Here is a 23,184-nt window from a genome sequence, read left to right as displayed (position 1 = left end):
GTCAGTACTTCCGTTCCATCGGCTGGTAGTTCGTGATCACGACGGGCTTCGTGTCGAGGCGGATGTGGTCGCCGGCGAGCGACGAGTGGGGGTCGCCCGTCAGATAGGCCATGGTGTGCACGAGCCAGTTCTCGTCGTCGCGCGTCGGGTAGTCCTCTCGGAAGTGCCCGCCGCGGCTCTCCTGTCGCGACCGGGCCGAGTAGACGACGACCTCGGCGAGGTCGAGCAGGAACCCGAGCTCGATCGCCTCGAGCAGGTCGGTGTTGAACCGCTTGCCCTTGTCTTGCACGCTGATGTTCTTGAACCGCTCACGCAGATCGGCGATGACGTGGGTCACCTCGTCGAGGGTCTCTTCGGTGCGGAACACCTGGGCGTTGCGGTCCATGCTGTCCTGCAGCTCTTTCCGCAGCGTGGCGATGCGCTCGGTGCCGGTCGCGGCGCGGACGTCGGCGACGAGCCCGCGGACGAAGCCCGCCGGGTCGTCGGGGAGCGGCACGAACGGCGCGTCCTTCACGAACTCGACGGCGTTGTTCCCGGCGCGCTTGCCGAAGACGTTGATGTCGAGCAGGGAGTTGGTGCCGAGTCGGTTCGAGCCGTGGACGCTGACGCAGGCGCATTCGCCCGCGGCGTAGAGACCGGGCACGACGGTGGTGTTGTCGCGCAGCACCTCCGCCTTGACGTTGGTGGGGATGCCACCCATCGCGTAGTGCGCCGTGGGCAGCACGGGCACGGGCTCGGTGTACGGCTCGACACCGAGGTAGGTGCGGGCGAACTCGGTGATGTCGGGCAGCTTCGCATCGATCACCGCGGGGTCGAGGTGGGTGATGTCGAGGTAGACGTAGTCCTTGTGCGGGCCGCCGCCGCGTCCTTCGCGGATCTCGGTGGCCATGCACCGGGCGACGATGTCGCGCGGTGCGAGGTCTTTGATCGTCGGTGCGTAGCGCTCCATGAAGCGCTCGCCCTCGCTGTTGCGGAGGATGGCGCCCTCGCCTCGGGCCGCCTCGCTGAGCAGGATGCCGAGCCCGGCGAGACCGGTCGGGTGGAACTGGAAGAACTCCATGTCCTCCAGGGGGAGGCCCTTGCGCCAGATGATGCCGACGCCGTCGCCGGTGAGAGTGTGGGCGTTCGACGTCGTCTTGTAGATCTTGCCGAAGCCGCCGGTCGCGAAGATGACGGCCTTGCCCTGGAACACGTGCAGGTCACCCGTCGCCAGCTCGTAGGCGATGACGCCGGCGGGGCGCTCCTCGCCGTCGATCTCGCCCATGATCAGGTCGAGCACGTAGAACTCGTTGAAGAAGTTGATGCCGTGCTTGACGCAGTTCTGGTACAGCGTCTGGAGGATCATGTGACCCGTGCGGTCGGCGGCGTAGCAGGCCCGACGGACGGGATTCTTGCCGTGCTCGGCCGTGTGGCCGCCGAAACGACGCTGGTCGATCTTGCCCTCGGGGGTCCGGTTGAAGGGCAGACCCATGTTCTCGAGGTCGAGGACGGCGTCGATGGCCTCCTTCGCCAGGATCTCCGCGGCGTCCTGGTCGACGAGGTAGTCGCCGCCCTTGACGGTGTCGAAGGTGTGCCACTCCCAGTTGTCGTCCTCGACGTTGGCGAGGGCCGCGGCCATTCCGCCCTGAGCGGCGCCCGTGTGCGACCGCGTCGGGTAGAGCTTCGAGATGACGGCGGTGCTGGCGTTCGGACCGGCCTCGATGGCCGCTCGCATCCCCGCGCCTCCTGCTCCGACGATGACGATGTCGTGCTGGTGGTAGTGGATGCCGTCGACGACGGTGCTCTCAGGAGCGGGAGAAGGTGTGGTCACGGTGCTTTCCGTCGGTATGTGGTGCGGGCGTGGGGCTGAGGAGGCGCGGGTCGGGCCGGTCGCCTACGAGCAGATCGAGGGCAGCAGGTCGGCGGGGGCGCCGGCCGGGCACGGATCGAACGTGTAGATGACGAGGGTGCCGAGGGTCAGCAGCACCACGGCCGAGACGAGCAGGGCGCCCAGCAGCACCTTGCGGACGGCGGGTTTCGACACGTAGTCGTTGACGATCGTCCGCATGCCGTTCGAGCCGTGGATCAGGGCCAGCCAGAGCAGGAGGGTGTCGTAGACCTGCCAGAACGGCGACGCCCACTTGCCGGCGACGAAGGCGAAGTCGATGGCCTTGATGCCGCCCTCCGCCGCCAGCAGGTTGATGAAGAGGTGGCCGAAGATGAGGACGACGAGGACGACGCCGCTCGCCCGCATGTAGATCCAGCCCCACTTCTCGAGGTTGCTGCTGCGCGAGGCGGGTCGGGCCGAGCGGGGGGCCTCGATGGTTTCGGTGGTCATCGTGCTACTCCGAGAAGACGTTCATGAGGTGGCGGGGGGCGAAGCCCGCGAAGAGGACGACGGCCACGCCGATGACGATCCAGAAGAGGAGTCGCTGGTGCTTGGTGCCGGGTCCCCAGAAGTCGATGAGGATGATGCGGAGGCCGTTGAGCGCGTGGAACAGGATCGCCGCCACGAGCGCCGTCTCGCCGAGCCCCATGATCGGGTTCTTGTACGTGCCGATGACGGCGTTGTACGCCTCGGGGCTGATCCGCACGAGGGCCGTGTCGAGGATGTGCACCAGCAGGAAGAAGTAGATGCTGACACCGGTGATGCGGTGAAGGACCCACGACCACATGCCCTCGCGACCACGGTAGAGCGTGCCCGCCAGCCGGTTCTTGCCGCGTGGCGCGCCGATCTCGGGTGCTCCCCGTCGGCCTGCCGGTGGGGGCAGGGTCTCCGTCGACTGCTCGGCCATGAGCGGCCCTCCTCGCGGACTGGGGCGGGTCGGGCTGTCATCGGGAGAGGACAGCCGTGTCCGCCGTGTGTGTTCTCAGAACGCCCTCAGTCTATGTTCGAGGCCCGTCGCGGCGCCGCCAAGGCCCGCCTAACTAGTTCGATGTCGAGACACCGCGATCACGGTCGGGAGCGGCGCGTCGGAGGGCCGCGGGCAGGGGCGCGTGCACCGATCGGCGGGCGTCGGCGTAGTGGTCCAGCAGCTCGTCGCCGAGGCGCTCCCAGGTGCGGCCGACGACGGCGCGCCTCCCCGCCTCGCCGAATCGGGCGCGCAGCTCGGGCTCCTCGACGAGGCGGCGCACGGCTCGGCGGAGCGAGTGGTCGTGTCGGGGGTCGACGAGGTAGCCGTCCACACCGTGCCGCACCAGGTCGAGGGGCCCGCCCGCGGCCGGTGCGACGACCGGCAGTCCGCTGGCGTGCGCCTCCTGCACCGTCTGACCGAAGGTCTCGGTCGTGCCCGTGTGCACGAAGACGTCGAGCGCGGCGTAGGCCGTGGCGAGCTCGGAGCCGTGCAGCGGTCCCGTGAAGACCGGGTCGAGGTGGCGGAGGCGACGGCGCAGCCCGGGGAGGCTCGGGCCTCCGCCGATGACGGCCAGACGCATTCCGTCGAGGCCGCGCAGGGCGGCGAGCCGGTCGAGCTCCTTCTCGGCCGCGAGGCGCCCGACGTAGCCGACGACGACCTCGTCGGGGCGGGCCAGCCCGGCCCGGAACGCCGCGGCCTCGGGCGAGTGCCGGTTGTTGGGGTGGTACCGGACCGAGTCGACGCCTCGTCCCCAGGTCGCCAGGCGGCGGACGCCCACGGCCTCGAGGTCTCGCCGGGAGGCGGTCGACGGCACGAGGGTCAGCGTCGCCTGCTCGTGGATCCGTCGGACGAGACGCCAGGCCAAGGAGGCGGCGGTCGCCCCGAGCCCGGAGGTCGAGGCGTACCGCGCCACGTCGGTCTGGAAGACGGCGACGCTGGGGACGCCGAGACGCGCTGCCGCGGAGATGGCCTGGGCCCCGAGGAGGAACGGCGACGCAGCGTGCACCACGTCGGGTGCGAAGGCCGCGATGGCGCCGGCGACGAGGGGGTTGGGCAGCCCCACCGGGAACTGCCGGTAGGCCACCGACGGCACCCGGTGGACGGGGAACCCGGCGTACGAGTCGTGCCCGCGACCGGCGGGGGCGATGATCAGGGCCTCGTGACCCCGGGCGGTGAGATGGTCGAGCACGCGGAGCACGCTGGTCGTGACCCCGTTCACGGTCGGGAGGAAGCTCTCGGTCACGACGACGACTCTCAAACGGTGCTCCTCGGCTCGCGGTGAGCCCAGGCTGACGCCGCGACGTGTCGTCCTCGTCTCGACGCCGTGGCCGACGGATGGCGGCTGCGTGAACGCCCGGGTGAGCGGACGGGTGGCCGCGTCGTCCACCGGCGGCCGACGGCGCGGCCCGGCGCGGTGCCCTCAGTAGGGTGGGGGGATGACGACCCAGAGCAGCCTCGACCGGTTCTACAGCATCATTCCGGCCGGCGGGATCGGCTCACGGCTCTGGCCCCTGAGCCGCGCCGACGCCCCGAAGTTCCTGCACGACCTCACCGGCAGCGGCTCGACCCTGCTGCGCGGCACCTGGGACCGCCTCGCGCCGCTCAACGGCGAGCAGCGCATCATGGTCGTCACCGGCCGGGCGCACCGCGCCGCGGTCGAGCGCCAGCTGCCCGACCTCGAAGACCACAACGTCGTGCTCGAGAGCGAGCCGAAAGACAGCACGGCCGCCATCGGACTCGCGGCCGCCATCCTCCGACGCCGCGAGCCCGACGTGATCGTCGGCTCGTTCGCCGCCGATCACGTGATCGCCGACACCCGCGGCTTCGCGCGCGCCGTCCGCGAGGCCATCGTCGTCGCCGACGACGGGTACATCGCCACGATCGGCATCACGCCGACCGAGCCGGCCATCGGCTTCGGCTACATCCACGTCGGCGGGCCGCTCGCCGTCGAGGGCGCGCCGTCCGCGCGCATGGTCGAGTCGTTCGTCGAGAAGCCCGACCTCGAGACCGCCGAGGCGTACGTCGCCGGGGGCGACTACCTCTGGAACGGGGGCATGTTCATCGCACGCGCCGACCGCCTCCTCGAGCAGCTCGGTCAGACGGATCCCGCTCTGCTCGCCGGCATCGAGGAGCTCGCCGAGGCCTGGGACACCCCGCGGCGTGGCGCCGTCGTCGACGCCGTCTGGCCCGCCCTCGAGAAGATCGCGATCGACTACACGGTGGCCGAGCCCGCCGCGGCGGCCGGGCGGCTGGCGGTCGTGCCCGGCGACTTCGACTGGGACGACGTGGGCGACTTCGCCTCGATCGCCAAGCTGCACTCCGGCGGGCGCAAGAGCGACCTGGCGATCCTGGGCGAGAACGCCCGGGTGCTCGCCGACGCGTCGAGCGGCATCGTCGTCGCCGGCAGCGATCGGCTGATCTCGCTGATCGGCGTGAACGACATCATCGTCGTCGACACCCCCGACGCCCTGCTCGTCACGACGACGGCCAACGCCCAGCGGGTCAAGTCCGTCGTCGACGCCCTGAAGCTCAGCGGTCGCAGCGACGTCCTCTGACCCATCGCGGCGTCGCTTCGTTTCGTCTTCGTTTCGCGCCGGTCCCGCTTGTGTAACGGGACGGCATCACTCCATCGGGACGGCCGTGAGCGCTCGTCGCAATGAGTAACCTGACAGCCATACGTGCCCGGCTCAGCTGCCGGGCTGCATCTTGGAGGACAACTTGACTACAACTGCGCGCAAGGCCGTGCTCAGCGGTATCGCCCTGTTCGGCACCGCGGCGATCCTGGCCGGCTGTGCCTCGGCTCCCGAAGAGTCCGAGGGCGGCTCGTCGAACGGCGCCTCGAGCGACTTCGTCCCCTGCATGGTGTCCGACGCCGGCGGGTTCGACGACAAGTCGTTCAACCAGCTCGGCTTCGAAGGCCTGACCGAGGCCGCGGAGGAGATCGGTGCGACCCCGAAGACCGTCGAGTCCGCCGACGAGACCGTCTACGACGCCAACCTCACCAACCTCGCCTCGCAGGGCTGCAACCTGATCGTCACGGTCGGCTTCGCGCTCTCCGACGCGACCGGCACGGCGGCGGCGGCGAACCCCGACATCGACTACGCGACGATCGACGACGCGGCGAACGACGCCGAGAACGTCCGTCCCATCACCTTCAACACCTCGGAGGCGGCGTTCCTCGCGGGCTACGCGGCGGCCAGCTTCACGAAGACCGGCACCGTCGGCACCTTCGGCGGCATGCAGTTCCCGACCGTCACCATCTTCATGGACGGCTTCGCGGACGGCGTCGAGTACTACAACGAGCAGAAGGACGCCGACGTCAAGACGGTCGGCTGGGACGTCGCGAGCCAGACCGGCACCTTCACGGGCGGGTTCGAGGCCGGCACGGTCGCGAAGCAGAGCGCCCAGACGCTGATCGAGCAGGGCGCCGATGTGATCCTGCCCGTCGGCGGACCGATCTACCAGAGCGCCGCCGAGGCGATCCGCGATTCGGGCGACGAGATCGTGCTGATCGGCGCCGACAGCGACACCTACGAGACGGACAGCGCCAACAGCGACCTGTTCCTGACCTCCGTGCTCAAGGGCATCAAGCAGGCGACCGACGACGTCACCAGCCAGGCCGCCTCCGGCGACTTCACGAACGAGCCCTACGTCGGCACGCTCGAGAACGACGGCGTCGGCATCGCGCCGTTCCACGACTACGAGGACCAGGTCGACTCCGGCCTGCAGGACGAGCTGGACGACATCGAGGCCGGCATCATCGACGGTTCGATCGAGGTCGAGTCGCCTTCCGCCCTCACCGAGTAACGACGCACCACCCGTCATCGATTAGCATCGACTGACCCAGGGCCGGGAGCGACGGTCACCCCGTCGCTCCCGGCCCTCGCAACGCCTCCGGCCGCACGCCGACCCGACGTGCACCGGCGCCCTACCCATCACCCGACCCGAGGTAGACACCTGAGATGAAGCTCGAACTGCGGGGCATCACGAAGCGCTTCGGCGCACTCACCGCCAACGACCACATCAGCCTGACGGTCGAGCCGGGCGAGATCCACTGCCTGCTCGGCGAGAACGGTGCCGGCAAGTCGACTCTGATGAACGTCCTCTACGGCCTGTACCAGGCCGACGAGGGCGACATCCTCCTGGACGACGTCGTCCAGGACTTCGCAGGCCCCGGCGACGCGATGGCCGCGGGCATCGGCATGGTCCACCAGCACTTCATGCTCGTCCCCGTGTTCACCGTGGCCGAGAACGTCATGCTCGGCCACGAGCAGACGAAGGCCGGCGGTCTGCTCGACCTGGCAGCCGCCCGGGCGAAGGTCCGCGAGATCAGCAGCCGCTTCGGCTTCGACGTCGACCCCGACGCGCTCGTCGAGGAGCTCCCCGTCGGCGTGCAGCAGCGGGTCGAGATCATCAAGGCCCTGTCGCGCGACGCCAAGGTGCTCGTCTTCGACGAGCCGACCGCAGTGCTCACCCCGCAGGAGACCGACGAGCTCATGGTCATCATGCGTCAGCTGCGCGACGCGGGCACGGCCATCGTCTTCATCACCCACAAGCTGCGCGAGGTCCGCGAGGTCGCGACCCGCATCACGGTCATCCGTCTCGGCCAGGTCGTCGGCGAGGCCGAGCCGAGCGCCTCGAACGCCGAGCTGGCCTCGCTCATGGTCGGTCGCGCCGTCGAGCTGACCGTGCAGAAAACCCCGGCCGAGCCCGGCGACGCGGCTCTCGTGGTCGAGAACCTCCGTGTCGTCGACCCCATCGGGCAGGTCGTCGTCGACGACGTCTCGTTCGAGGTCCGCCGCGGCGAGATCCTCGCGATCGCCGGCGTGCAGGGCAACGGCCAGACCGAGCTGACCGAGGCCATCCTCGGTCTGCAGCCCCGGGTCGAGGGCCGCGTGTCGCTCGACGGCAACGACATCACGGGGCGCAGCGTCCGCCAGGTGCTCGACGCCGGTGTCGGCTTCGTCCCGGAGGATCGCAACCAGGACGGCCTCGTCGGCGAGTTCACCGTCGCCGAGAACCTCATGCTCGACCGCTCGCAGTCCGGTCCGTTCGTGAAGCGCGGCTCGCTGAAGCTCGCGCAGCTCGCCGCCTTCGCAGTCGAGAAGGTGCGCGAGTTCGACATCCGCACCCAGGGCATCGCGACTCCCGCGGGTCGCCTCTCGGGCGGCAACCAGCAGAAGGTCGTCCTGGCGCGCGAACTCAGCCGCGATCTGCGACTGTTCGTCGCCGCGCAGCCCACCCGGGGGATCGACGTCGGTTCGATCGAGTTCGTCCACAAGCGCATCGTCGAGACGCGCGATCGCGGCGTCCCCGTGATCGTCGTCTCGACCGAGCTCGACGAGGTCGCCGCACTGGCCGACCGCATCGCGGTGATGTACCGCGGAACGATCGTCGGCATCGTGCCGGCGAACACGCCCCGCGAGGTTCTGGGGCTCATGATGGCCGGCGAGATGCCGCACGGAACGGAGCAGGCAGCGTGAGCGACGCCACCACCACGACGTCGGGCACGACGCCCCCGAGCACGCCTGGCGCCACGCCCGGTGCCGGCGCCGAGGGCGGCGACTCGCGCGGGTCGCGCCTCCTGAGGGAGCTCACGACCGGCAACGCCGCGATCTCGGTGCTCGCCGTCGTGCTCGCCCTGATCGTCTCGGGTCTCCTGATCGGCTTCACCGATCAGGACGTCCAGAGCACGATGGGCTACTTCTTCTCGCGCCCGACGGACTTCCTCCAGGCCTTCGGGTCGGCGGTCGGCGGGTCGTACTCGTCGCTGTTCCAGGGTGCGGTGTACAACTTCCGGGTCGACGGCTTCGCCAACGGGATCCGGCCGCTGACCGAGACCCTGAACTACGCCGTGCCCCTGATCGCCGCCGGGCTCGGGGTCGCCGTCGCGTTCCGGGTCGGGCTGTTCAACATCGGCGCCCGCGGTCAGATGCTGATGGCGTCCGCCGCGGCCGGCTGGGTGGGCTTCTCGTTCCACCTCCCGCTCGCTCTGCACCTGCCCCTGGCCCTCGCTGCGGGCATCGCCGCCGGTGCCCTGTGGGGCGGCATCGTCGGTCTCCTCAAGGCCCGCACCGGCGCCCACGAGGTGATCCTGACGATCATGCTGAACTACATCGCCTTCTACCTGCTGGCGTTCATGCTCCGCACGCAGGGTCTGCTCCAGGCCCCCGGCAGCAACAACCCGAAGTCGCCCGCGACCCTCGAGACGGCGATCCTGCCCGATCTGTTCGGTCCGAGCTACGGGCTGAACTGGGGTTTCATCCTCGTGATCGCGATCACGGCCGCCGTCTGGTGGCTGATCAACCGGTCGACGCTCGGATTCCGGTTCCGGGCGGTGGGCGAGAACCCGCACGCGGCCCGCACCGCCGGCATGAACGTCAAGAACATCTACCTCTACGCGATGCTCATCTCGGGTGCGCTGGCCGGTGTCGCCGGGTCGACGCAGGTGCTCGGCACGCTCACCTCGGGCTTCACGTCGGGCATCGACGCCGGGATCGGCTTCGACGCCATCACCGTCGCGCTCCTCGGTCGTTCGCGCCCCTGGGGCGTCTTCGCGGCCGGCATCCTGTTCGGCGCCCTCAAAGCGGGCGGATACTCGATGCAGGCGGCCAACGGCGTGCCGATCGACATCGTGCTCGTCGTGCAGTCCCTCATCGTGCTGTTCGTGGCGGCCCCGCCGCTCGTCCGCAGCATCTTCCGTCTGCCGGCCCCGGGCGCCCGTCCCGTGCGCAAGGCCTCGACCAAGGAGGCGGTGGTCACCAAGTGAGCACCCTCAGTCCCGACACCGCGGCACCCGCCGCCGCGTCGCCCGATCTGGCCCGTGCGGTGAGCCGCAGCTACAAGGCCCCCATCGCGTTCGCCATCTTCACGGTGATCGCCTTCGTCCTCTTCGTCGGCTTCGGACGCGACGGTTCGAGCACGTTCCGACTCGCCACGGCGCGCGACTTCTTCGCCCTGCCCGACGCGGTTCTGCCCTCGGCCGCCACGGGTCTCGTGCTCTCGATCGTGCTCGCGCTCCTCACGGCGGCGTCGGTCGCCCTGGTCGTCCGGGCGCAGCGCGTGCCGATCTGGCTGGTCGCCGTCTTCGGCGTGCTCTTCCTGGTCGCCTTCCTCACCTGGACGAGCGCCGGCGCGACGATCCCCGTGCCCGGCCTGCTGCTCGGCGCACTGGCGCTCAGCACCCCGCTCATCTTCGGAGCCCTCGGCGGAGTCATCTCCGAGCGGGTGGGCGTCGTGAACGTCGCCATCGAGGGCCAGCTGCTGGCCGGCGCCTTCGTGTCGGCCCTCGTCGCCTCGGCGACCGGATCGGCGTACGTCGGTCTCGTCGGCGCCATGGTCGCCGGCGTGCTCGTCTCGATGGTGCTGGCCGTCTTCAGCATCCGCTACATCGTCGACCAGGTCATCGTCGGCGTCGTGCTCAACGTCCTGGTGACGGGTCTGACGAGCTTCCTGTACTCGCAGGTGCTGGCGCGCTCCGAGTCGCTGAGCCGCGGTGTGCGGTTCCCGCAGCTGGACATCCCGGTGCTCAGTCAGATCCCGATCGTCGGGCCGGTGTTCTTCCGCCAGACGATCATCGTGTACCTGATGTACATCGCCATCGCGCTGGTGTTCTACGGTCTGTTCCGCACCCGCTGGGGTCTGCGCCTCCGCTCGGTCGGCGAGCACCCGCAGGCCGCCGACACCGTCGGCATCAAGGTCAACGCGACGCGGTTCTGGAACGTCTCGCTGGCAGGGGCCATCGCGGGGCTCGGCGGCGCGTACTTCACGCTCGGCTCGCTGGGCAACTTCCAGAAGGAGATGACGGCGGGAGCCGGCTTCATCGCGCTGGCCGCGGTCATCTTCGGTCGCTGGGATCCGATCCGGGCCACTCTCGCCGCCCTCCTCTTCGGCTTCGCGAGCAATCTGCAGAACGTGCTCGGCGCCATCGGCTCGCCGGTCCCGAGCGAGTTCATGCTGATGCTGCCGTACATCGTGACCATCTTCGCCGTCGCCGGTCTCGTCGGGCAGTCCAGGGGTCCGGCGGCGTCCGGCAAGCCCTACATCAAGTCGTGAGCGTCGTCGAGAGCACCGACTGGGCCGCGCTCCGCGACGCCGCCCGTTCGGCGATGGCCAAGGCGTACGTCCCGTACTCGAAGTTCCCGGTGGGTGCGGCCGCGCTGACCACCGACGGGCGACTCGTGTCGGGGTGCAACGTCGAGAACGCCTCGTACGGCATCACGCTCTGCGCCGAGTGCTCGCTGGTCAGCGATCTGATCATGTCGGGCGGCGGGCGCCTCGTGGCCTTCGCCTGCGTCGACGGGAACGGCGACGTGCTCATGCCGTGCGGCAGATGCCGTCAGCTGCTCTACGAGCACTCCGACGCCTCGATGGTGCTCGACACCGTCTCGGGCTTCAAGACCATCGACGAGGTCATCCCCGACGCGTTCGGGCCCCGCCAGCTCGACGAGTTCAGGGACTCGCGACCGTAACCAGACCGCGCGGGGCGACCCGCGCCTCCTCGGTGCCCTGCTCCTCCCGTCGTTCTGACATCATTCCGGAGGCGCGCCACCGGATCCGGGGAGCCGCCAGCACCGAAGGAGAATCATGGCCAGCATCGTCGAACCGTTCGACACCGTCGACCTCATCCGCGTCAAGCGCGGGTCGGGCGAGCTCAGCACCGCCCAGATCGACTGGCTGATCGACGCGTACACCCGGGGCTACGTCGGCGACGAGCAGATGGCCGCGATGACGATGGCGATCTTCCTGAACGGGATGGAGCGCCGCGAGATCCGCGACATGACCCTCGCCATGATCCGCAGCGGCGAGACCATGGACTTCGCGGGTCTGGGCAAGACCACCGTCGACAAGCACTCGACCGGGGGAGTGGGCGACAAGATCACGCTGCCGCTCGCTCCGCTCGTGGCCTCGTTCGGCGTCGCCGTGCCGCAGCTCTCGGGTCGCGGCCTCGGTCACACGGGCGGCACCCTCGACAAGCTCGAGTCGATCCCCGGCTGGCAGGCGTCGATCTCGAACGACCGGATGCGCGAGATCATGGCCGACAGCGGCGCGGTCGTCTGCGCGGCCGGTTCGGGGCTCGCGCCCGCCGATGGCAAGCTCTACGCCCTGCGCGACATCACGGGCACGGTCGAGGCCATCCCGCTGATCGCGTCGTCGATCATGAGCAAGAAGATCGCCGAGGGCACCGCCGCGCTCGTGCTCGACGTGAAGTTCGGCTCGGGGGCGTTCATCCAGGACATCGACCAGTCGCGTCTGCTCGCCCGCACCATGGTCGACCTCGGAACGGACGCCGGCGTGGCCACGACCGCGCTGCTCACCGACATGAACGTCCCGCTCGGTCTCACCATCGGGAACGCGCTCGAGGTGCGCGAATCGGTCGAGACCCTCGCCGGCGGGGGACCCGCCGACATCCGCGAGCTGACGGTCGCCCTCGCGCACGAGATGCTCGCGTCGGCGGGTCTGCCCGACGCCGACGTCGAGGCCGCCCTCGACGACGGGCGCGCCATGGACGCCTGGAACCGCATGATCCGAGCACAGGGCGGGGACCCCGACGCCGAGCTGCCGACCGCCCGCGAGACCCAGGTCGTGACCGCCGAGCGCTCCGGGTTCCTCACCGAGCAGCACGCCCTGCCGTTCGGCATCGCGGCCTGGCGGCTCGGTGCGGGGCGGGCGCGCAAGCAGGACCCGGTGCAGGCCGCGGCCGGCATCGAGCTGCACGCCAAGCCCGGCGACGCCGTCGTGGCGGGGCAGCCGCTCTTCACCCTGCACACCGACGAGCCGGAGCGGTTCGACCGCGCCCTCGAGGCCGTCCAGGGCGGCTGGGCGATCGGCGACGAGGCGCCGGCTGCGCGCCGCATCGTCGCGGAGCGCATCGCGTAGCAGGCGGCGTCCAGATCCGCGGTCGCGGGCGCGAGTAGATTGAGCCGTATGAGCGCACCGGACAAGGACTACCGCATGCCCGACGGGGGGCCGAGGCTCGCCTCGTTGCCGAAGGTGTCGTTGCACGACCACCTCGACGGCGGCCTCCGCCCCGAGACCGTCGTCGAGCTGGCCGCCGAGGCGGGTCTCGATCTGCCGGTGCAGGGCGGGGCGCAGGCTCTCGGACGCTGGTTCGTCGAGTCGGCGTCGGCCGGCAACCTGCCCGACTACCTCGCCACGTTCGACGTGACCGTCGGGGTCATGCAGACCACCGCCGCGCTCGAGCGCGTGGCCCGCGAGTTCGTGCTCGACCTCGCAGCCGACGGCGTCGTCCACGCCGAGATCCGCTGGGCGCCCGAGCAGCACCTCCGCGGTGGTCTCTCCCTCGACGACGCCGTCGCCGCCGTCCAGTCGGGGATCGACGACGCGGTCGACGAACTCGCCGACGGCGGGCACGAGCTGTCGGTCGGTCAGATCCTGACCGCCCTGCGGCACGGCGACCGCTCGCTCGAGATCGCCACGCTGGCGGTCCGTCACCGCGAGACGGGGGTCGTCGGCTTCGACATCGCCGGGCCCGAAGAGGGGCACCCGGCCGGGGCGCATCGAGCCGCGTTCGACCTCCTGGCCCGCGAGTTCTTCCCCGTCACCGTGCACGCCGGCGAGGCCGACGGCCTCGACAGCATCCGCGGGGCCCTCCTCGACGGCCGGGCGCTGCGTCTCGGTCACGGGGTCCGCCTCGCAGAGGACATCCGGGTCGTCCGCAACCGCGGCGACCAGACGACCGTCGAACTGGGGCCGATCGCGGCGTGGGTCCGCGACCGCGAGATCGCACTCGAGCTGTCGCCGCAGTCGAACCTCCAGACCGGGGCGATCTCGGCCTGGGGCGCCGACCTCGACGACCACCCGTTCGATCTGCTCTACCAGCTCGGCTACCGGGTGACGGTCAACACCGACAACCGCCTCATGAGCGGCACGAGCCTCAGTCGCGAACTCGCCCTGCTGACGCAGGCGTTCGACTACTCGCTGTCCGACCTGCAGGCGTTCCAGCTGAACGCCGCGGCGGCGTCGTTCCTGCCGTTGGAGGACCGCGACGACCTCGCCGACCGCATCGTGCGCGGCTTCGAGGCGGTCTGACGTGGCGCTCCCACCGCTGCCCGACAGCGCCATCGTCATCGCGACCCGGGTCGACGACTGGCGCGAGGCCGTCCACGTCGCCGGTGCGGCGCTCGTCGCCTCGGGCGCGGCCCTCGAGGGTTACGGCGACGAGATGGAGCGGATGATCGACGAGCACGGCCCGTACGTCGTCATCGCCCCAGGGCTCGCCCTGGCCCACGCGCGACCGGGTGACAGCGTCGTCCGCGACGGCCTCGCCGTCGTCACCCTCGCCGAGCCGGTGCCCTTCGGGCATCCGCACAACGACCCCGTCTCGGTCGTGCTGGGTCTCGCTCTGCCGACCGTCGGCGCTCACCTCGAGTCCGTCGCCGATCTCGCGAACGTCTTCAACGACGAGACGGTGATCCCGGCTCTGGCCGCGGCCACGACCTCGGACGAGATCAGACGCCTGATGGGCGTCCCGGCCTGAGCGCCGGCCCCGACCCCTGCTGCACCGAGACGGAAGCCATGTCATGAAGATCGTCACCATCTGCGGGGCCGGCATCGGCAGCAGCGGAATCCTCAAGGTCAACGCCGAGCGGGTGCTCGCCCGTCTCGACATCGAGGCCGACGTGGTGGCCGCCGACATCGGCTCCATCTCGACGGTCGCCGACGACGCGCAGGTCATCCTGACCTCGGCCGAGTTCGTGGAGGCGATCGGCAGCACATTCGCCGACGTGATCGTCATCCAGAACCACTTCGACCAGCAGGAGCTCACCGAGAAGCTGCAGAAGTCGCTCGGCTGAGCGACGCCCGGGCTGCGCGCCCCCGACCCTCAGGCCAGGAGCGCGCGCATCCCCGCCTCCAGGTCGGCGACCGCGGCCTCGGCGGCTGCGCGTCGGGTGATCGCATCGCCCTCGGTGCTCGAGGCGTCGATGTAGACCTTGAGCTTCGGCTCGGTGCCGCTCGGGCGCACGATGACCCTCGAGCCGTCGGTGAGCCAGTACCGCAGGATGTCGCCGGCGGGGAACGCGCCGAACCCGTCGCGGAAGTCGTCGACGCGGTCGACGCGTCGTGAGCCGATCGTCGAGGGCGGCGACTGCCGGAGGCGCGACGTGAGGGCGCCGATCGTCGCGAGGTCGTCGACGCGGAGGGAGACCTGCGCCGAGGCGTAGGCCCCGAACCGCTCGTCGAACGCGACGAGGTGCTCGCCCAGGCTGGAGCCCGCCGTGTGCAGCTCGGTGGCGAGGGCGAGCAGGTCGACGGCTGCCGAGATGCCGTCCTTGTCGCGGACGACCTCGGGGTCGACGAGGTAGCCGAGCGCCTCCTCGTAGCCGTAGAGGAGGCCGCCGACCCGCGACACCCACTTGAAGCCGGTGAGCGTGTCGACGTAGTCGAGGTCGTAGACCCGGGCGATCTCGCGGAGCGCCGGGGACGAGACGATGCTCGCCGCGAGCGTGCCGTCGGCGTCGGCGCGCCGCGCGCGTTCCGCAGCGCGCCAGCCGAGGATCGCTCCGACCTCGTTGCCGCTCAGTCGACGCCAGCCGCCCTCTGACGGGACGGCGACGGCAAGACGGTCGGCGTCGGGGTCGTTCGCGATGATCAGGTCGGCGCCGACCCGGTCGGCCGTGGCGTAGGAGAGGTCCATCGCGCCGGGCTCCTCCGGGTTGGGGAACGCGACCGTGGGGAACGCAGCGTCGGGGGCGCTCTGCTCGCTGACGGGGATCGGCTCGGCGAACCCGGCGGTCGCGAACACCCGGCGCGCGACCTCCCATCCGACGCCGTGCAGGGCCGTGTAGACCACCCTCGGCTGGCGGCCCGTCGACGAGGTGCCGGCGACGGCGGCCGTCCGTCGGACGTACTCCATGACGAGGTCGTCACCCGCCACGCTGTAGTCGTCGGATCGGGCGATGTCGGCGACCGACGATCGCGCGGCCTCGTCGATGCGGGCGGCGATCTCGCCGTCGACGGGCGACACGATCTGCGATCCGTCGTCGACGCCGCCGAGGTAGACCTTGTAGCCGTTGTCCTGCGGCGGGTTGTGACTCGCCGTGACCATCACGCCGGCGCTGACGTCGAGCTGACGGACGGCGAAGGCGAGCACGGGGGTGGGGAGCGCCCGCGGGAGGATCGTGGCGCGCACGCCCGCCGCGGCCATGATCTCGGCGGTGTCGCGGGCGAACACGTCGGAGTTCCTGCGCCCGTCGTAGCCGATGACGATCGACGGCTCGCTCTCGCGCCCGGTCAGGAACGCCGCGAAACCGGCGGCGGCCTGGGCGACGAGCACGCGGTTCATGCGCTGCGGACCGGCGCCGAGGGCCCCGCGCAGCCCGGCCGTGCCGAACTGGAGGCGCCCGGTGAAGCGGTCGCCGAGGTCGTCGGCCGCGTCGGCGTCTCCGTCGCGGGCCCGCGTGATCAGGGCGTCGAGCTCGTCGCGGGTCTCGACGTCGGGGTCCTGGTCGCGCCAGGCGACGGCGAGGGCGAGCAGTGCGTCGCCGCCGGTCTGCGCGGTACGGCTCACAGCGCGGCCACGATGCGGGCGAGGAGGTCGCTGATCACGGGCTCGGCCTCGCGGCCGGCCTCGAGCACCTCCTGATGGCTGAGCGGCGTGGTCTGGATGCCCGCCGCGAGGTTGGTGATGAGCGACATGCCGAGGATCTCCATGCCGGCCTGACGGGCCGCGATCGCCTCGAGCGCCGTCGACATGCCGACGATGTGACCGCCGATGGCCTTGGCCATCTGCACCTCTGCGGGGGTCTCGTAGTGCGGCCCGCGGAACTGCGTGTACACGCCCTCGTCGAGCATGGGGTCGATCGACCGGGCGACGTCGCGCAGCCGCTTCGAGTACAGATCGGTCAGATCGATGAAGGTCGCGCCCTCGAGGGGCGAGTCGGCCGTGAGGTTGATGTGATCGCTGATCAGGACGGGAGTGCCGGGCTTCCAGGTCTCGCGGATGCCGCCGGCGCCGTTCGTGAGGATCATCGTCGTAGCCCCCGTCGCTGCGGCGGTGCGGACGCTGTGCACCACCCGGCGTACGCCGTGGTTCTCGTAGTAGTGCGTGCGGGCGCCGATCACGAGCGCGTGCTTGCCCGACGGCAGCAGGATGCTGCGGATCGAACCCGTGTGACCCACGACCGCGGACGCGCTGAAGCCGGTGATCTCGGTGGCGGGGACCTCGGCGACGGTCTCGCCGATCAGGTCGGCGGCCTTGGCCCAGCCGCTGCCCAGGGTCAGGGCGATGTCGTGGTGGGCGACGCCGGTCTTGTCGGCGATCTCGGCGGCGGCGGTGCGGGCGACCTCGAACGGGTCTGCGGCGCGGTCGTCGAGCGGGTGCATGGTGGTCTCGGACATGCCCACCACTCTAGAGTCTGCGGCCGTCCCGACCTGCTCGACCCGCGCCTCCTCGGCGCTCCTCCCCGAGTCGGGATGCGCTGCACCGGATCGGGGGGAGGAGGGCGCCGGGGGCGATCAGTCGATGCTGAGCAGCACGTGACCTGACGAGACGGTCTGGCCGACCGTGGCGTCGATGCCCGAGACGACGCCGTCGCGGTGGGCGGCGACGGGCTGCTCCATCTTCATGGCCTCGAGCACGAGCACGAGGTCGCCCTTGACGACCTGCTGACCCTCGGTCACGGCGAGCTTCACGACGGTGGCCTGCATCGGCGACGTGACGGACGAGCCGGTCGCCGTCACGACACCCGAGCGGGAGGCCCCGCGGCGCTTCGGGGCGACCGAAGGAGGCGCGGTGCGGGCACCGAGACCGGCCGGCAGCGAGACCTCGACCCGCTTGCCACCCACCTCGACGACGACGGTCGTGCGCTCGTCGTCGGGTCGGGGAGCCTCGGCCTCGCCGCTCCAGGCGGGGATGGTGTTGTCGAACTCGGTCTCGATCCAGCGGGTGTAGATCGAGAACGGGGCGCCGTCGGCCGGCGCGAAGGCCGGGTCGTCGACGATGGCACGGTGGAACGGGAGGACGGTGGGGAGCCCGGCGACCTCGAACTCGGCCAGGGCCCGGCGCGAACGCTCGAGCGCGACCTCACGCGTGGGGCCGGTGACGATCAGCTTGGCGAGCAGCGAGTCGAACGAGCCGCTGATCTCGTCGCCGGCCTGAACGCCGCTGTCGACGCGCACGCCCGGCCCGCCCGGGGCCTTGAAGACGTGGACCGGGCCGGGGGCGGGCATGAAGCCGCGACCGGCGTCCTCGCCGTTCACCCGGAACTCGAACGAGTGCCCGCGGGCGATGGGGTCGTCGTAGTCGAGCACGCCGCCCTCGGCCAGACGGAACTGCTCGCGGACGAGGTCGATGCCGGTGACCTCCTCGGAGACGGGGTGCTCGACCTGCAGGCGCGTGTTCACCTCGAGGAACGACACCGTGCCGTCCTTGCCGATGAGGAACTCGCAGGTGCCGGCGCCGACGTAGCCCACCTCGCGGAGGATGGCCTTCGACGACTCGTACAGCGCGGCGGTCTGCTCGTCCGTCAGGAACGGCGCGGGGGCCTCCTCGACGAGCTTCTGGTGCCGACGCTGCAGCGAGCAGTCGCGCGTCGAGACGACGACGACGTTGCCGTGCTCGTCGGCGAGGCACTGGGTCTCGACGTGTCGCGGCTGGTCGAGGTACTTCTCGACGAAGCACTCGCCCCGGCCGAACGCCGCGACGGCCTCGCGGGTCGCCGAGTCGAACATCTCGGGGACCTCGTCGCGGGTCCGGGCGACCTTGAGGCCGCGACCGCCGCCGCCGAAGGCCGCCTTGATGGCGACGGGGAGTCCGTGCTGGTCGACGAACGCGAGCACCTCGTCGGCACCCGAGACGGGGTTGAGCGTGCCGGGGGCGAGGGGTGCGCCCACGCGCTCGGCGATGTGCCTCGCGGAGACCTTGTCGCCGAGCTGCTCGATGGCCTCGGGCGACGGCCCGATCCAGACGAGGCCGGCCGCCTGGACGGCGCGGGCGAAGTCGGCGTTCTCGGCCAGGAAGCCGTAGCCGGGGTGCACGGCGTCGGCGCCCGAACGACGGGCCACCGAGAGGATCTTCTCGATGACGAGGTAGGTCTCGGCGCTCGTCGAGCCGTCGAGCGCGTAGGCCTCGTCGGCGAGGCGGGCGTGCTGGGCGTCGCGATCCTGGTCGGCGTAGACGGCGACGGAGCCGATGCCGCTGTCACGCGCGGCCCGGATCACCCGGACGGCGATCTCTCCACGGTTGGCGATGAGGACCTTGCTGATACGCGGCATAGTCCCTCAGCCTATTGGGCACCTCTCATCGGTCTTTGGCTGACGTGCACAAAAAGGCGCCGGAGGCGCGTGACGAGTTCTACAAGAGACCCGCGGTCGACGAGTTCCAGAGCTCGTGCCACGGCACGCCGAACGCGCGCACCATGGCTCGGAGCTCCGGCAGCGACAGGCCGACGACGGCACTCGGCGTCCCGTCGATGCGGGTGATGAAGGCGGCCGCTCGCCCGTCGATGGTGAAGGCCCCGGCCACCTCGAGGGGCTCGCCCGTGGCGACGTAGGCGGCGAGCTCGTCGGGGTCGAGATCGTCGGCGAAGGTGAGCGTCGCGCTCGCGACCCGACCCGCGCCTCCTTCGGGGTGCTCGCGGCTTCGACGGGGCGCCCCGCCCCGATGGTCGATCAGCCAGTGACCCGACCAGAGGGTGCCGTGGCCGATCTCGGCCATCCGCCGCCAGCGCTCGAGGGCGATCGCGGGCTCGTGGGGCTTGCCGTGCACCTCGCCGTCGAACTCGAAGGCGGAGTCGCCGCCGAGGACGAGCCCGTCGAGGGGGAGGCCGTCGCGCCGGGTGTCGAGCACCGCCTCGGCCTTCGCCCTCGCCAGCAGCGCCACCGTCTCGGCCGCGGTCAGCGCCCGACCCGCGGCCGCTTCGGCGACGGCGACCGCCGCCTCCTCGTCGACCCCGGGGCTGATCAGGACGGGTTCGACGCCAGCCGACCGGAGCAGCGACAGACGGGCCGGGGAGGTGCTCGCCAGGAAGAGGGGAACGGTCATGTCGACCAGCCTGTCAGACTCGTCGTATGGGAGACATGCAGGGCCGAGAGGTCGAACTGGACGTGACGGGCATCGCACACGGGGGGATCTCGGTGGCGCGACTGGACGGCCGCGTCGTCTTCGTCTCGGACACGCTGCCGGGCGAGCGGGTCGTGGCGCGCATCACGGAAGACCGCAAGAAGTCGTTCTGGCGTGCCGAGACCGTGTCGGTCGTCGAGGCGAGCGAGCACCGCAGGCCTCACGTCTGGTCGGCCGCCGCGGTCGAGGTCGACCCCTCGGCGCGGGCCGGCGGCGCCGAGTTCGGACACATCGACCTGGCCCATCAGCGCGAGCTCAAGAGGCAGGTTCTCCGCGATGCGCTGACCCGCACCGGCGGTCTCGACGCCGAGCGGTCCGACGTCGAGGTCGCGGCCCTGCCGGGTGACGACGAGCGCGGCGGCACCGGCTGGCGCACGCGCGTGCGACTGCACGTCGACGCCGACGGACGCACGGGGCCGTACGCGGCACGGTCGCACACGGTCGTGCAGGTCGACGACCTCCCGCTCGCGACTCCCGAGCTCGTCGAGGCGGCGCCGCTCGGCGACGTCTTCCCGGGTGAGGCCCACATCGACGTGCTGGCCCCGAGCGTCGGCGGCGCCCGTCTCGTCATCGGCGACCAGTCGCGCACCACGATCTACGAGACGGTCGGCGACCGCGAGTTCCGACTCGACGACCGGGGCTTCTGGCAGGTGCACCGCGAGGCCGCCACGACGCTGACGGAGGCCGTCCAGCAGTCGATCCGACCCGACCTGTTCGACCCGAAGGCCGCGAACCTCGACCTCTACGGCGGCGTCGGCCTGCTCGCCGCGGCCGTCGGCGACGCCTTCGGCGCGGGGACCCGCATCACCAGCGTGGAGAGCGACGAACGCGCCACCGAGCACGCGTCCGAGAACCTCGCCGACTGGCTCGGCGCCTCGGCGGTGACCGGGCGGGTCGAGCGCTGGATCCGCCAGACCGCCGCCCAGGCGGGATCCCTCGACCGTGGTCGCTACGCCGCCTCGACCGTGGTGCTCGACCCGCCGCGGTCGGGCGCCGGTCGAGACGTCGTCACGGAGATCGCCGGGCTCGCACCGGCCCAGATCGTGTACGTCGCGTGCGACCCGGTCGCCCTGGCCCGCGACATCGCCCTGTTCCGCGACCTCGGGTACGACGTCGACGCGCTCGCCGCGTACGACCTCTTCCCCAACACCCACCACGTCGAGACGGTCGCGCGGCTCGTCCGGGCCTGACCCGTCGACGCGGACCCCGAGCCCCGGACCCCGAGCCCCGACCGATATGCCGATACGATGGGGCCCGTGCACGCCCGGGGTTTCCAGGGGCCCGGACGCACGCCGAGCGAAGGAACACCGTGTCTGAGACATCGACTGATCCGAACAAGCCCGCCCCGACGACCGCGCCCGTGCGCGTCGCGATCGTCGACGATCACGAGTCGGTGCGGTTGGGCATCCAGGCGGCGTGCCAGAACGAGGGCTTCGAGGTCGTGCTGACGGCCGCCGGCGTGCAGGAGCTCGTCGAGAACCTCTCGGGCCGTGAGGTCGACGTCGTCGTGCTCGATCTGTCGCTCGGCGACGGCTCGACCGTGACGGAGAACGTCAAGCGCGTCCAGGCGACCGGCTCGGCCGTCCTGGTGCACAGCATCGCCGACCGCGTCGCGTCCGTCCGCGAGGCGCTCGCCGCCGGCGCGGCCGGCGTGATCCCGAAGTCGTCCGCCACGAAGACGGTCATGGCCGCGGTCGCGACGGTGGCCCGCGGCGACGTGCTGAACAACCTCGAGTGGGCGAGCGCGATCGACGCCGACCGCGACTTCGCCAAGGCGCAGCTCGGACGGCGCGAGCGCGAGATCCTGCACCTCTACGCCTCGGGGCTGCCGCTCAAGCTCGCCGCGCAGCAGCTCGGCATCGGGTACTCGACCGCGCGCGAGTACCTCGACCGCATCCGCGTCAAGTACGTCGAGGTGGGTCGTCCCGCTCCGACCAAGGTCGACCTCCTGCGCCGTGCCGTCGAGGACGGAATCCTCCCCGGGCTCGACGCGGACGGCGGGGATGGTCGCTGACCAGGCCTCCGTGGGGCCGACGGCGCCACCGCGTCCGTCACGGAACCCGATCAGTCGGGCGCTCCTCGAGAAGGTCGTGGGCAGGGTCGTCGGGGCCGGCGGCATCGTCTTCGGCGTGCAGACCATCCCGTCGATGGTCGACCAGATCGGTTCCATGCAAGAGGCGTGGGCGTGGTTCATCGGCATCTCGATCTTCGGCGGGTTCGTCGCCGTCGCCGTCGCGAGCATCGTCGTCCGCGGTGCCGAGACCGCTGCGGCCTTCGTCGCCATCTCCTATCTGATCGCGCTGATCACCTGGCCGCTGGCGGTGAACGACCCCAGCGCGGTGCAGACGTCGGTGCCGTGGCTCTGGTACCTCTGCACCGTCGCGACGGCTGCGGCCGCGTACGCGTTCACGGCGTGGATCGCGGTCGGGTACCTGTTCGTCGCCCCGCTGGTCTACGGGCTCATCCGTCTGACCCCCTCAGGAGGCGCGGTGTCGCTGGCGCACGCCGCCCTCGACTCGATCTACGCCGTGCTGCTCGGTGGCGCCGTGCTCATCCTGGTCGTGATCCTGCGGCAGGCGGCCGCCAACGTCGATGCGGCGCAGGCTCTCGCCGTCGCGCGCTACTCGAACGCCATCCGCGAGCACGCCACGGAGCTCGAGCGGGTGCAGGTGGACGCGATCGTGCACGACAGCGTCCTCACGACGTTCATCCAGGCCGCGCGGGCCTACTCGCCCGACGAGCGCGTCCTGGCGACCAACATGGCCCGGAACGCCGTGGCGCACCTCGCCTCCGCTGCGGCCGCGACGCCGTTCGACGAATCGACGACGACCCTCGAGTCCCTGCGTGAGCGGCTCGCCGTCGTGAGCTCCGAGATGGGGGTGTCGGTCGATCTCAAGGCCGGCGACCTCGAGGAGTGCAGCATCCCGTCCGCGGCGGCCGAGGCCCTGTACAGCGCCGCCGTGCAGGCCCTCGTCAACAGCTCGCAGCACGCCGGCCACGGGGTCGAGGTCCGACGATGGGTCGGCATCGACGCGGGTCCGGACGGCGGGGCGCTCATCGAGGTCGGCGACACCGGGCACGGCTTCGATCCCGCCGTCGTCCCCGGGGAGCGCCTCGGCGTCCGGGTCTCCATCGTCGAGCGCCTGCGGAACGCCGGCGGACGTGCCTGCATCGACTCGCGGCCGGGCGACGGCACGGTCGTCCGTCTGCTGTGGCCGAGCGGCGACATCACCCCGCCGATGCCGGGGCGGCTCTCGTGAGGGTCTC

General features: G+C 71.0%; 21 protein-coding genes. 13 read left to right on the top strand and 8 right to left on the bottom strand.

From position 1 onward, the window contains the following. Position 1: 1 nt before the first annotated feature. The 4 genes from sdhA to SOM11_RS00665 form a co-directional block, all read right to left on the bottom strand. Entirely contained in the window at positions 2 to 1,810 is a 1,809-nt protein-coding gene (sdhA, locus tag SOM11_RS00680; RefSeq protein WP_192058595.1) for a succinate dehydrogenase flavoprotein subunit, read from the bottom strand. 63 nt (positions 1,811 to 1,873) lie between these two features. Further along, on the bottom strand, positions 1,874 to 2,317 hold the full coding sequence (gene sdhD / locus SOM11_RS00675; protein ID WP_192058593.1) for a succinate dehydrogenase, hydrophobic membrane anchor protein: 444 nt from the start codon (positions 2,315 to 2,317) through the stop codon (positions 1,874 to 1,876). A 4-nt stretch (positions 2,318 to 2,321) separates the two neighbouring features. After that, a complete protein-coding gene (gene sdhC, locus SOM11_RS00670) occupies positions 2,322 to 2,774 on the bottom strand; it encodes a succinate dehydrogenase, cytochrome b556 subunit (protein ID WP_192058591.1) in 453 nt (150 codons plus the stop codon). A gap of 133 nt (positions 2,775 to 2,907) precedes the next feature. Next, positions 2,908 to 4,092 carry a glycosyltransferase family 1 protein gene (locus SOM11_RS00665; protein ID WP_320476902.1) on the bottom strand — a complete coding sequence of 395 codons (1,185 nt, stop codon included), beginning with the start codon at positions 4,090 to 4,092 and terminating at the stop codon, positions 2,908 to 2,910. Between the two features lie 178 nt (positions 4,093 to 4,270). Between SOM11_RS00665 and SOM11_RS00660 the strand changes: the two genes are divergently transcribed. From SOM11_RS00660 to SOM11_RS00615, 10 genes are all read left to right on the top strand, one after another. Then, positions 4,271 to 5,389 (top strand): mannose-1-phosphate guanylyltransferase, encoded by a 1,119-nt coding sequence (locus tag SOM11_RS00660; protein ID WP_192058587.1) that lies wholly within the window; start codon positions 4,271 to 4,273, stop codon positions 5,387 to 5,389. A gap of 163 nt (positions 5,390 to 5,552) precedes the next feature. Continuing rightward, positions 5,553 to 6,641: a BMP family lipoprotein gene (locus SOM11_RS00655; RefSeq protein WP_192058586.1), complete on the top strand. Its 1,089-nt coding sequence runs from the start codon at positions 5,553 to 5,555 to the stop codon at positions 6,639 to 6,641. Between the two features lie 155 nt (positions 6,642 to 6,796). After that, on the top strand, positions 6,797 to 8,317 hold the full coding sequence (locus SOM11_RS00650) for an ABC transporter ATP-binding protein (protein ID WP_320476901.1): 1,521 nt from the start codon (positions 6,797 to 6,799) through the stop codon (positions 8,315 to 8,317). Further along, positions 8,314 to 9,603 carry an ABC transporter permease gene (locus tag SOM11_RS00645; RefSeq protein ID WP_192058582.1) on the top strand — a complete coding sequence of 430 codons (1,290 nt, stop codon included), beginning with the start codon at positions 8,314 to 8,316 and terminating at the stop codon, positions 9,601 to 9,603. Before SOM11_RS00650 ends, SOM11_RS00645 begins: the two co-directional genes overlap by 4 nt. After that, positions 9,600 to 10,889: an ABC transporter permease gene (locus tag SOM11_RS00640; RefSeq protein WP_192058579.1), complete on the top strand. Its 1,290-nt coding sequence runs from the start codon at positions 9,600 to 9,602 to the stop codon at positions 10,887 to 10,889. Before SOM11_RS00645 ends, SOM11_RS00640 begins: the two co-directional genes overlap by 4 nt. Next, entirely contained in the window at positions 10,886 to 11,305 is a 420-nt protein-coding gene (locus SOM11_RS00635) for a cytidine deaminase (protein ID WP_308196149.1), read from the top strand. The genes SOM11_RS00640 and SOM11_RS00635 overlap by 4 nt, the downstream gene beginning before the upstream one ends. 115 nt (positions 11,306 to 11,420) lie before the next feature. Continuing rightward, a complete protein-coding gene (locus SOM11_RS00630; protein WP_320476900.1) occupies positions 11,421 to 12,713 on the top strand; it encodes a thymidine phosphorylase in 1,293 nt (430 codons plus the stop codon). A 48-nt stretch (positions 12,714 to 12,761) separates the two neighbouring features. Then, positions 12,762 to 13,886, top strand: coding sequence for an adenosine deaminase (locus SOM11_RS00625; protein ID WP_320476899.1), 1,125 nt, complete (start codon positions 12,762 to 12,764; stop codon positions 13,884 to 13,886). A 1-nt stretch (position 13,887) separates the two neighbouring features. Continuing rightward, positions 13,888 to 14,334, top strand: coding sequence for a PTS sugar transporter subunit IIA (locus SOM11_RS00620; RefSeq protein WP_320476898.1), 447 nt, complete (start codon positions 13,888 to 13,890; stop codon positions 14,332 to 14,334). Positions 14,335 to 14,377: 43 nt separating this feature from the next. Next, positions 14,378 to 14,650, top strand: coding sequence for a PTS sugar transporter subunit IIB (locus tag SOM11_RS00615; protein ID WP_192058570.1), 273 nt, complete (start codon positions 14,378 to 14,380; stop codon positions 14,648 to 14,650). A gap of 29 nt (positions 14,651 to 14,679) precedes the next feature. Here the strand turns inward: SOM11_RS00615 and SOM11_RS00610 are convergent, their stop codons facing one another. The 4 genes from SOM11_RS00610 to SOM11_RS00595 form a co-directional block, all read right to left on the bottom strand. After that, on the bottom strand, positions 14,680 to 16,365 hold the full coding sequence (locus SOM11_RS00610; protein ID WP_320476897.1) for a phospho-sugar mutase: 1,686 nt from the start codon (positions 16,363 to 16,365) through the stop codon (positions 14,680 to 14,682). Then, complete coding sequence (locus SOM11_RS00605; protein ID WP_320476896.1) at positions 16,362 to 17,195, bottom strand: purine-nucleoside phosphorylase; 834 nt, start codon at positions 17,193 to 17,195, stop codon at positions 16,362 to 16,364. Before SOM11_RS00605 ends, SOM11_RS00610 begins: the two co-directional genes overlap by 4 nt. Before the next feature lie 117 nt (positions 17,196 to 17,312). After that, positions 17,313 to 19,070, bottom strand: a complete 1,758-nt coding sequence (locus tag SOM11_RS00600) for an acetyl/propionyl/methylcrotonyl-CoA carboxylase subunit alpha (RefSeq protein WP_192058564.1) — start codon at positions 19,068 to 19,070, stop codon at positions 17,313 to 17,315. Between the two features lie 79 nt (positions 19,071 to 19,149). Continuing rightward, positions 19,150 to 19,839 (bottom strand): Maf family protein, encoded by a 690-nt coding sequence (locus SOM11_RS00595; RefSeq protein ID WP_320476895.1) that lies wholly within the window; start codon positions 19,837 to 19,839, stop codon positions 19,150 to 19,152. Between the two features lie 26 nt (positions 19,840 to 19,865). Here SOM11_RS00595 and SOM11_RS00590 point away from each other — a divergent pair, with 26 nt between their 5' ends. The 3 genes from SOM11_RS00590 to SOM11_RS00580 all read left to right on the top strand — a co-directional run bounded on the left by SOM11_RS00590 (position 19,866) and on the right by SOM11_RS00580 (position 23,177). Continuing rightward, positions 19,866 to 21,107, top strand: a complete 1,242-nt coding sequence (locus SOM11_RS00590) for a class I SAM-dependent RNA methyltransferase (RefSeq protein WP_192058560.1) — start codon at positions 19,866 to 19,868, stop codon at positions 21,105 to 21,107. 119 nt (positions 21,108 to 21,226) lie between these two features. Next, positions 21,227 to 21,931 (top strand): response regulator transcription factor, encoded by a 705-nt coding sequence (locus tag SOM11_RS00585; protein ID WP_192058558.1) that lies wholly within the window; start codon positions 21,227 to 21,229, stop codon positions 21,929 to 21,931. After that, positions 21,921 to 23,177 carry an ATP-binding protein gene (locus tag SOM11_RS00580; protein WP_192058556.1) on the top strand — a complete coding sequence of 419 codons (1,257 nt, stop codon included), beginning with the start codon at positions 21,921 to 21,923 and terminating at the stop codon, positions 23,175 to 23,177. The genes SOM11_RS00585 and SOM11_RS00580 overlap by 11 nt, the downstream gene beginning before the upstream one ends. Positions 23,178 to 23,184: the final 7 nt, after the last annotated feature.

The sequence above is a fragment of the Frigoribacterium sp. CFBP9029 genome (genome assembly GCF_034045305.1).
GTDB lineage: Bacteria > Actinomycetota > Actinomycetes > Actinomycetales > Microbacteriaceae > Frigoribacterium.
Note: the sequence above shows the minus strand (reverse complement) of the source record. Positions and strands in the feature narration are given on the sequence as shown.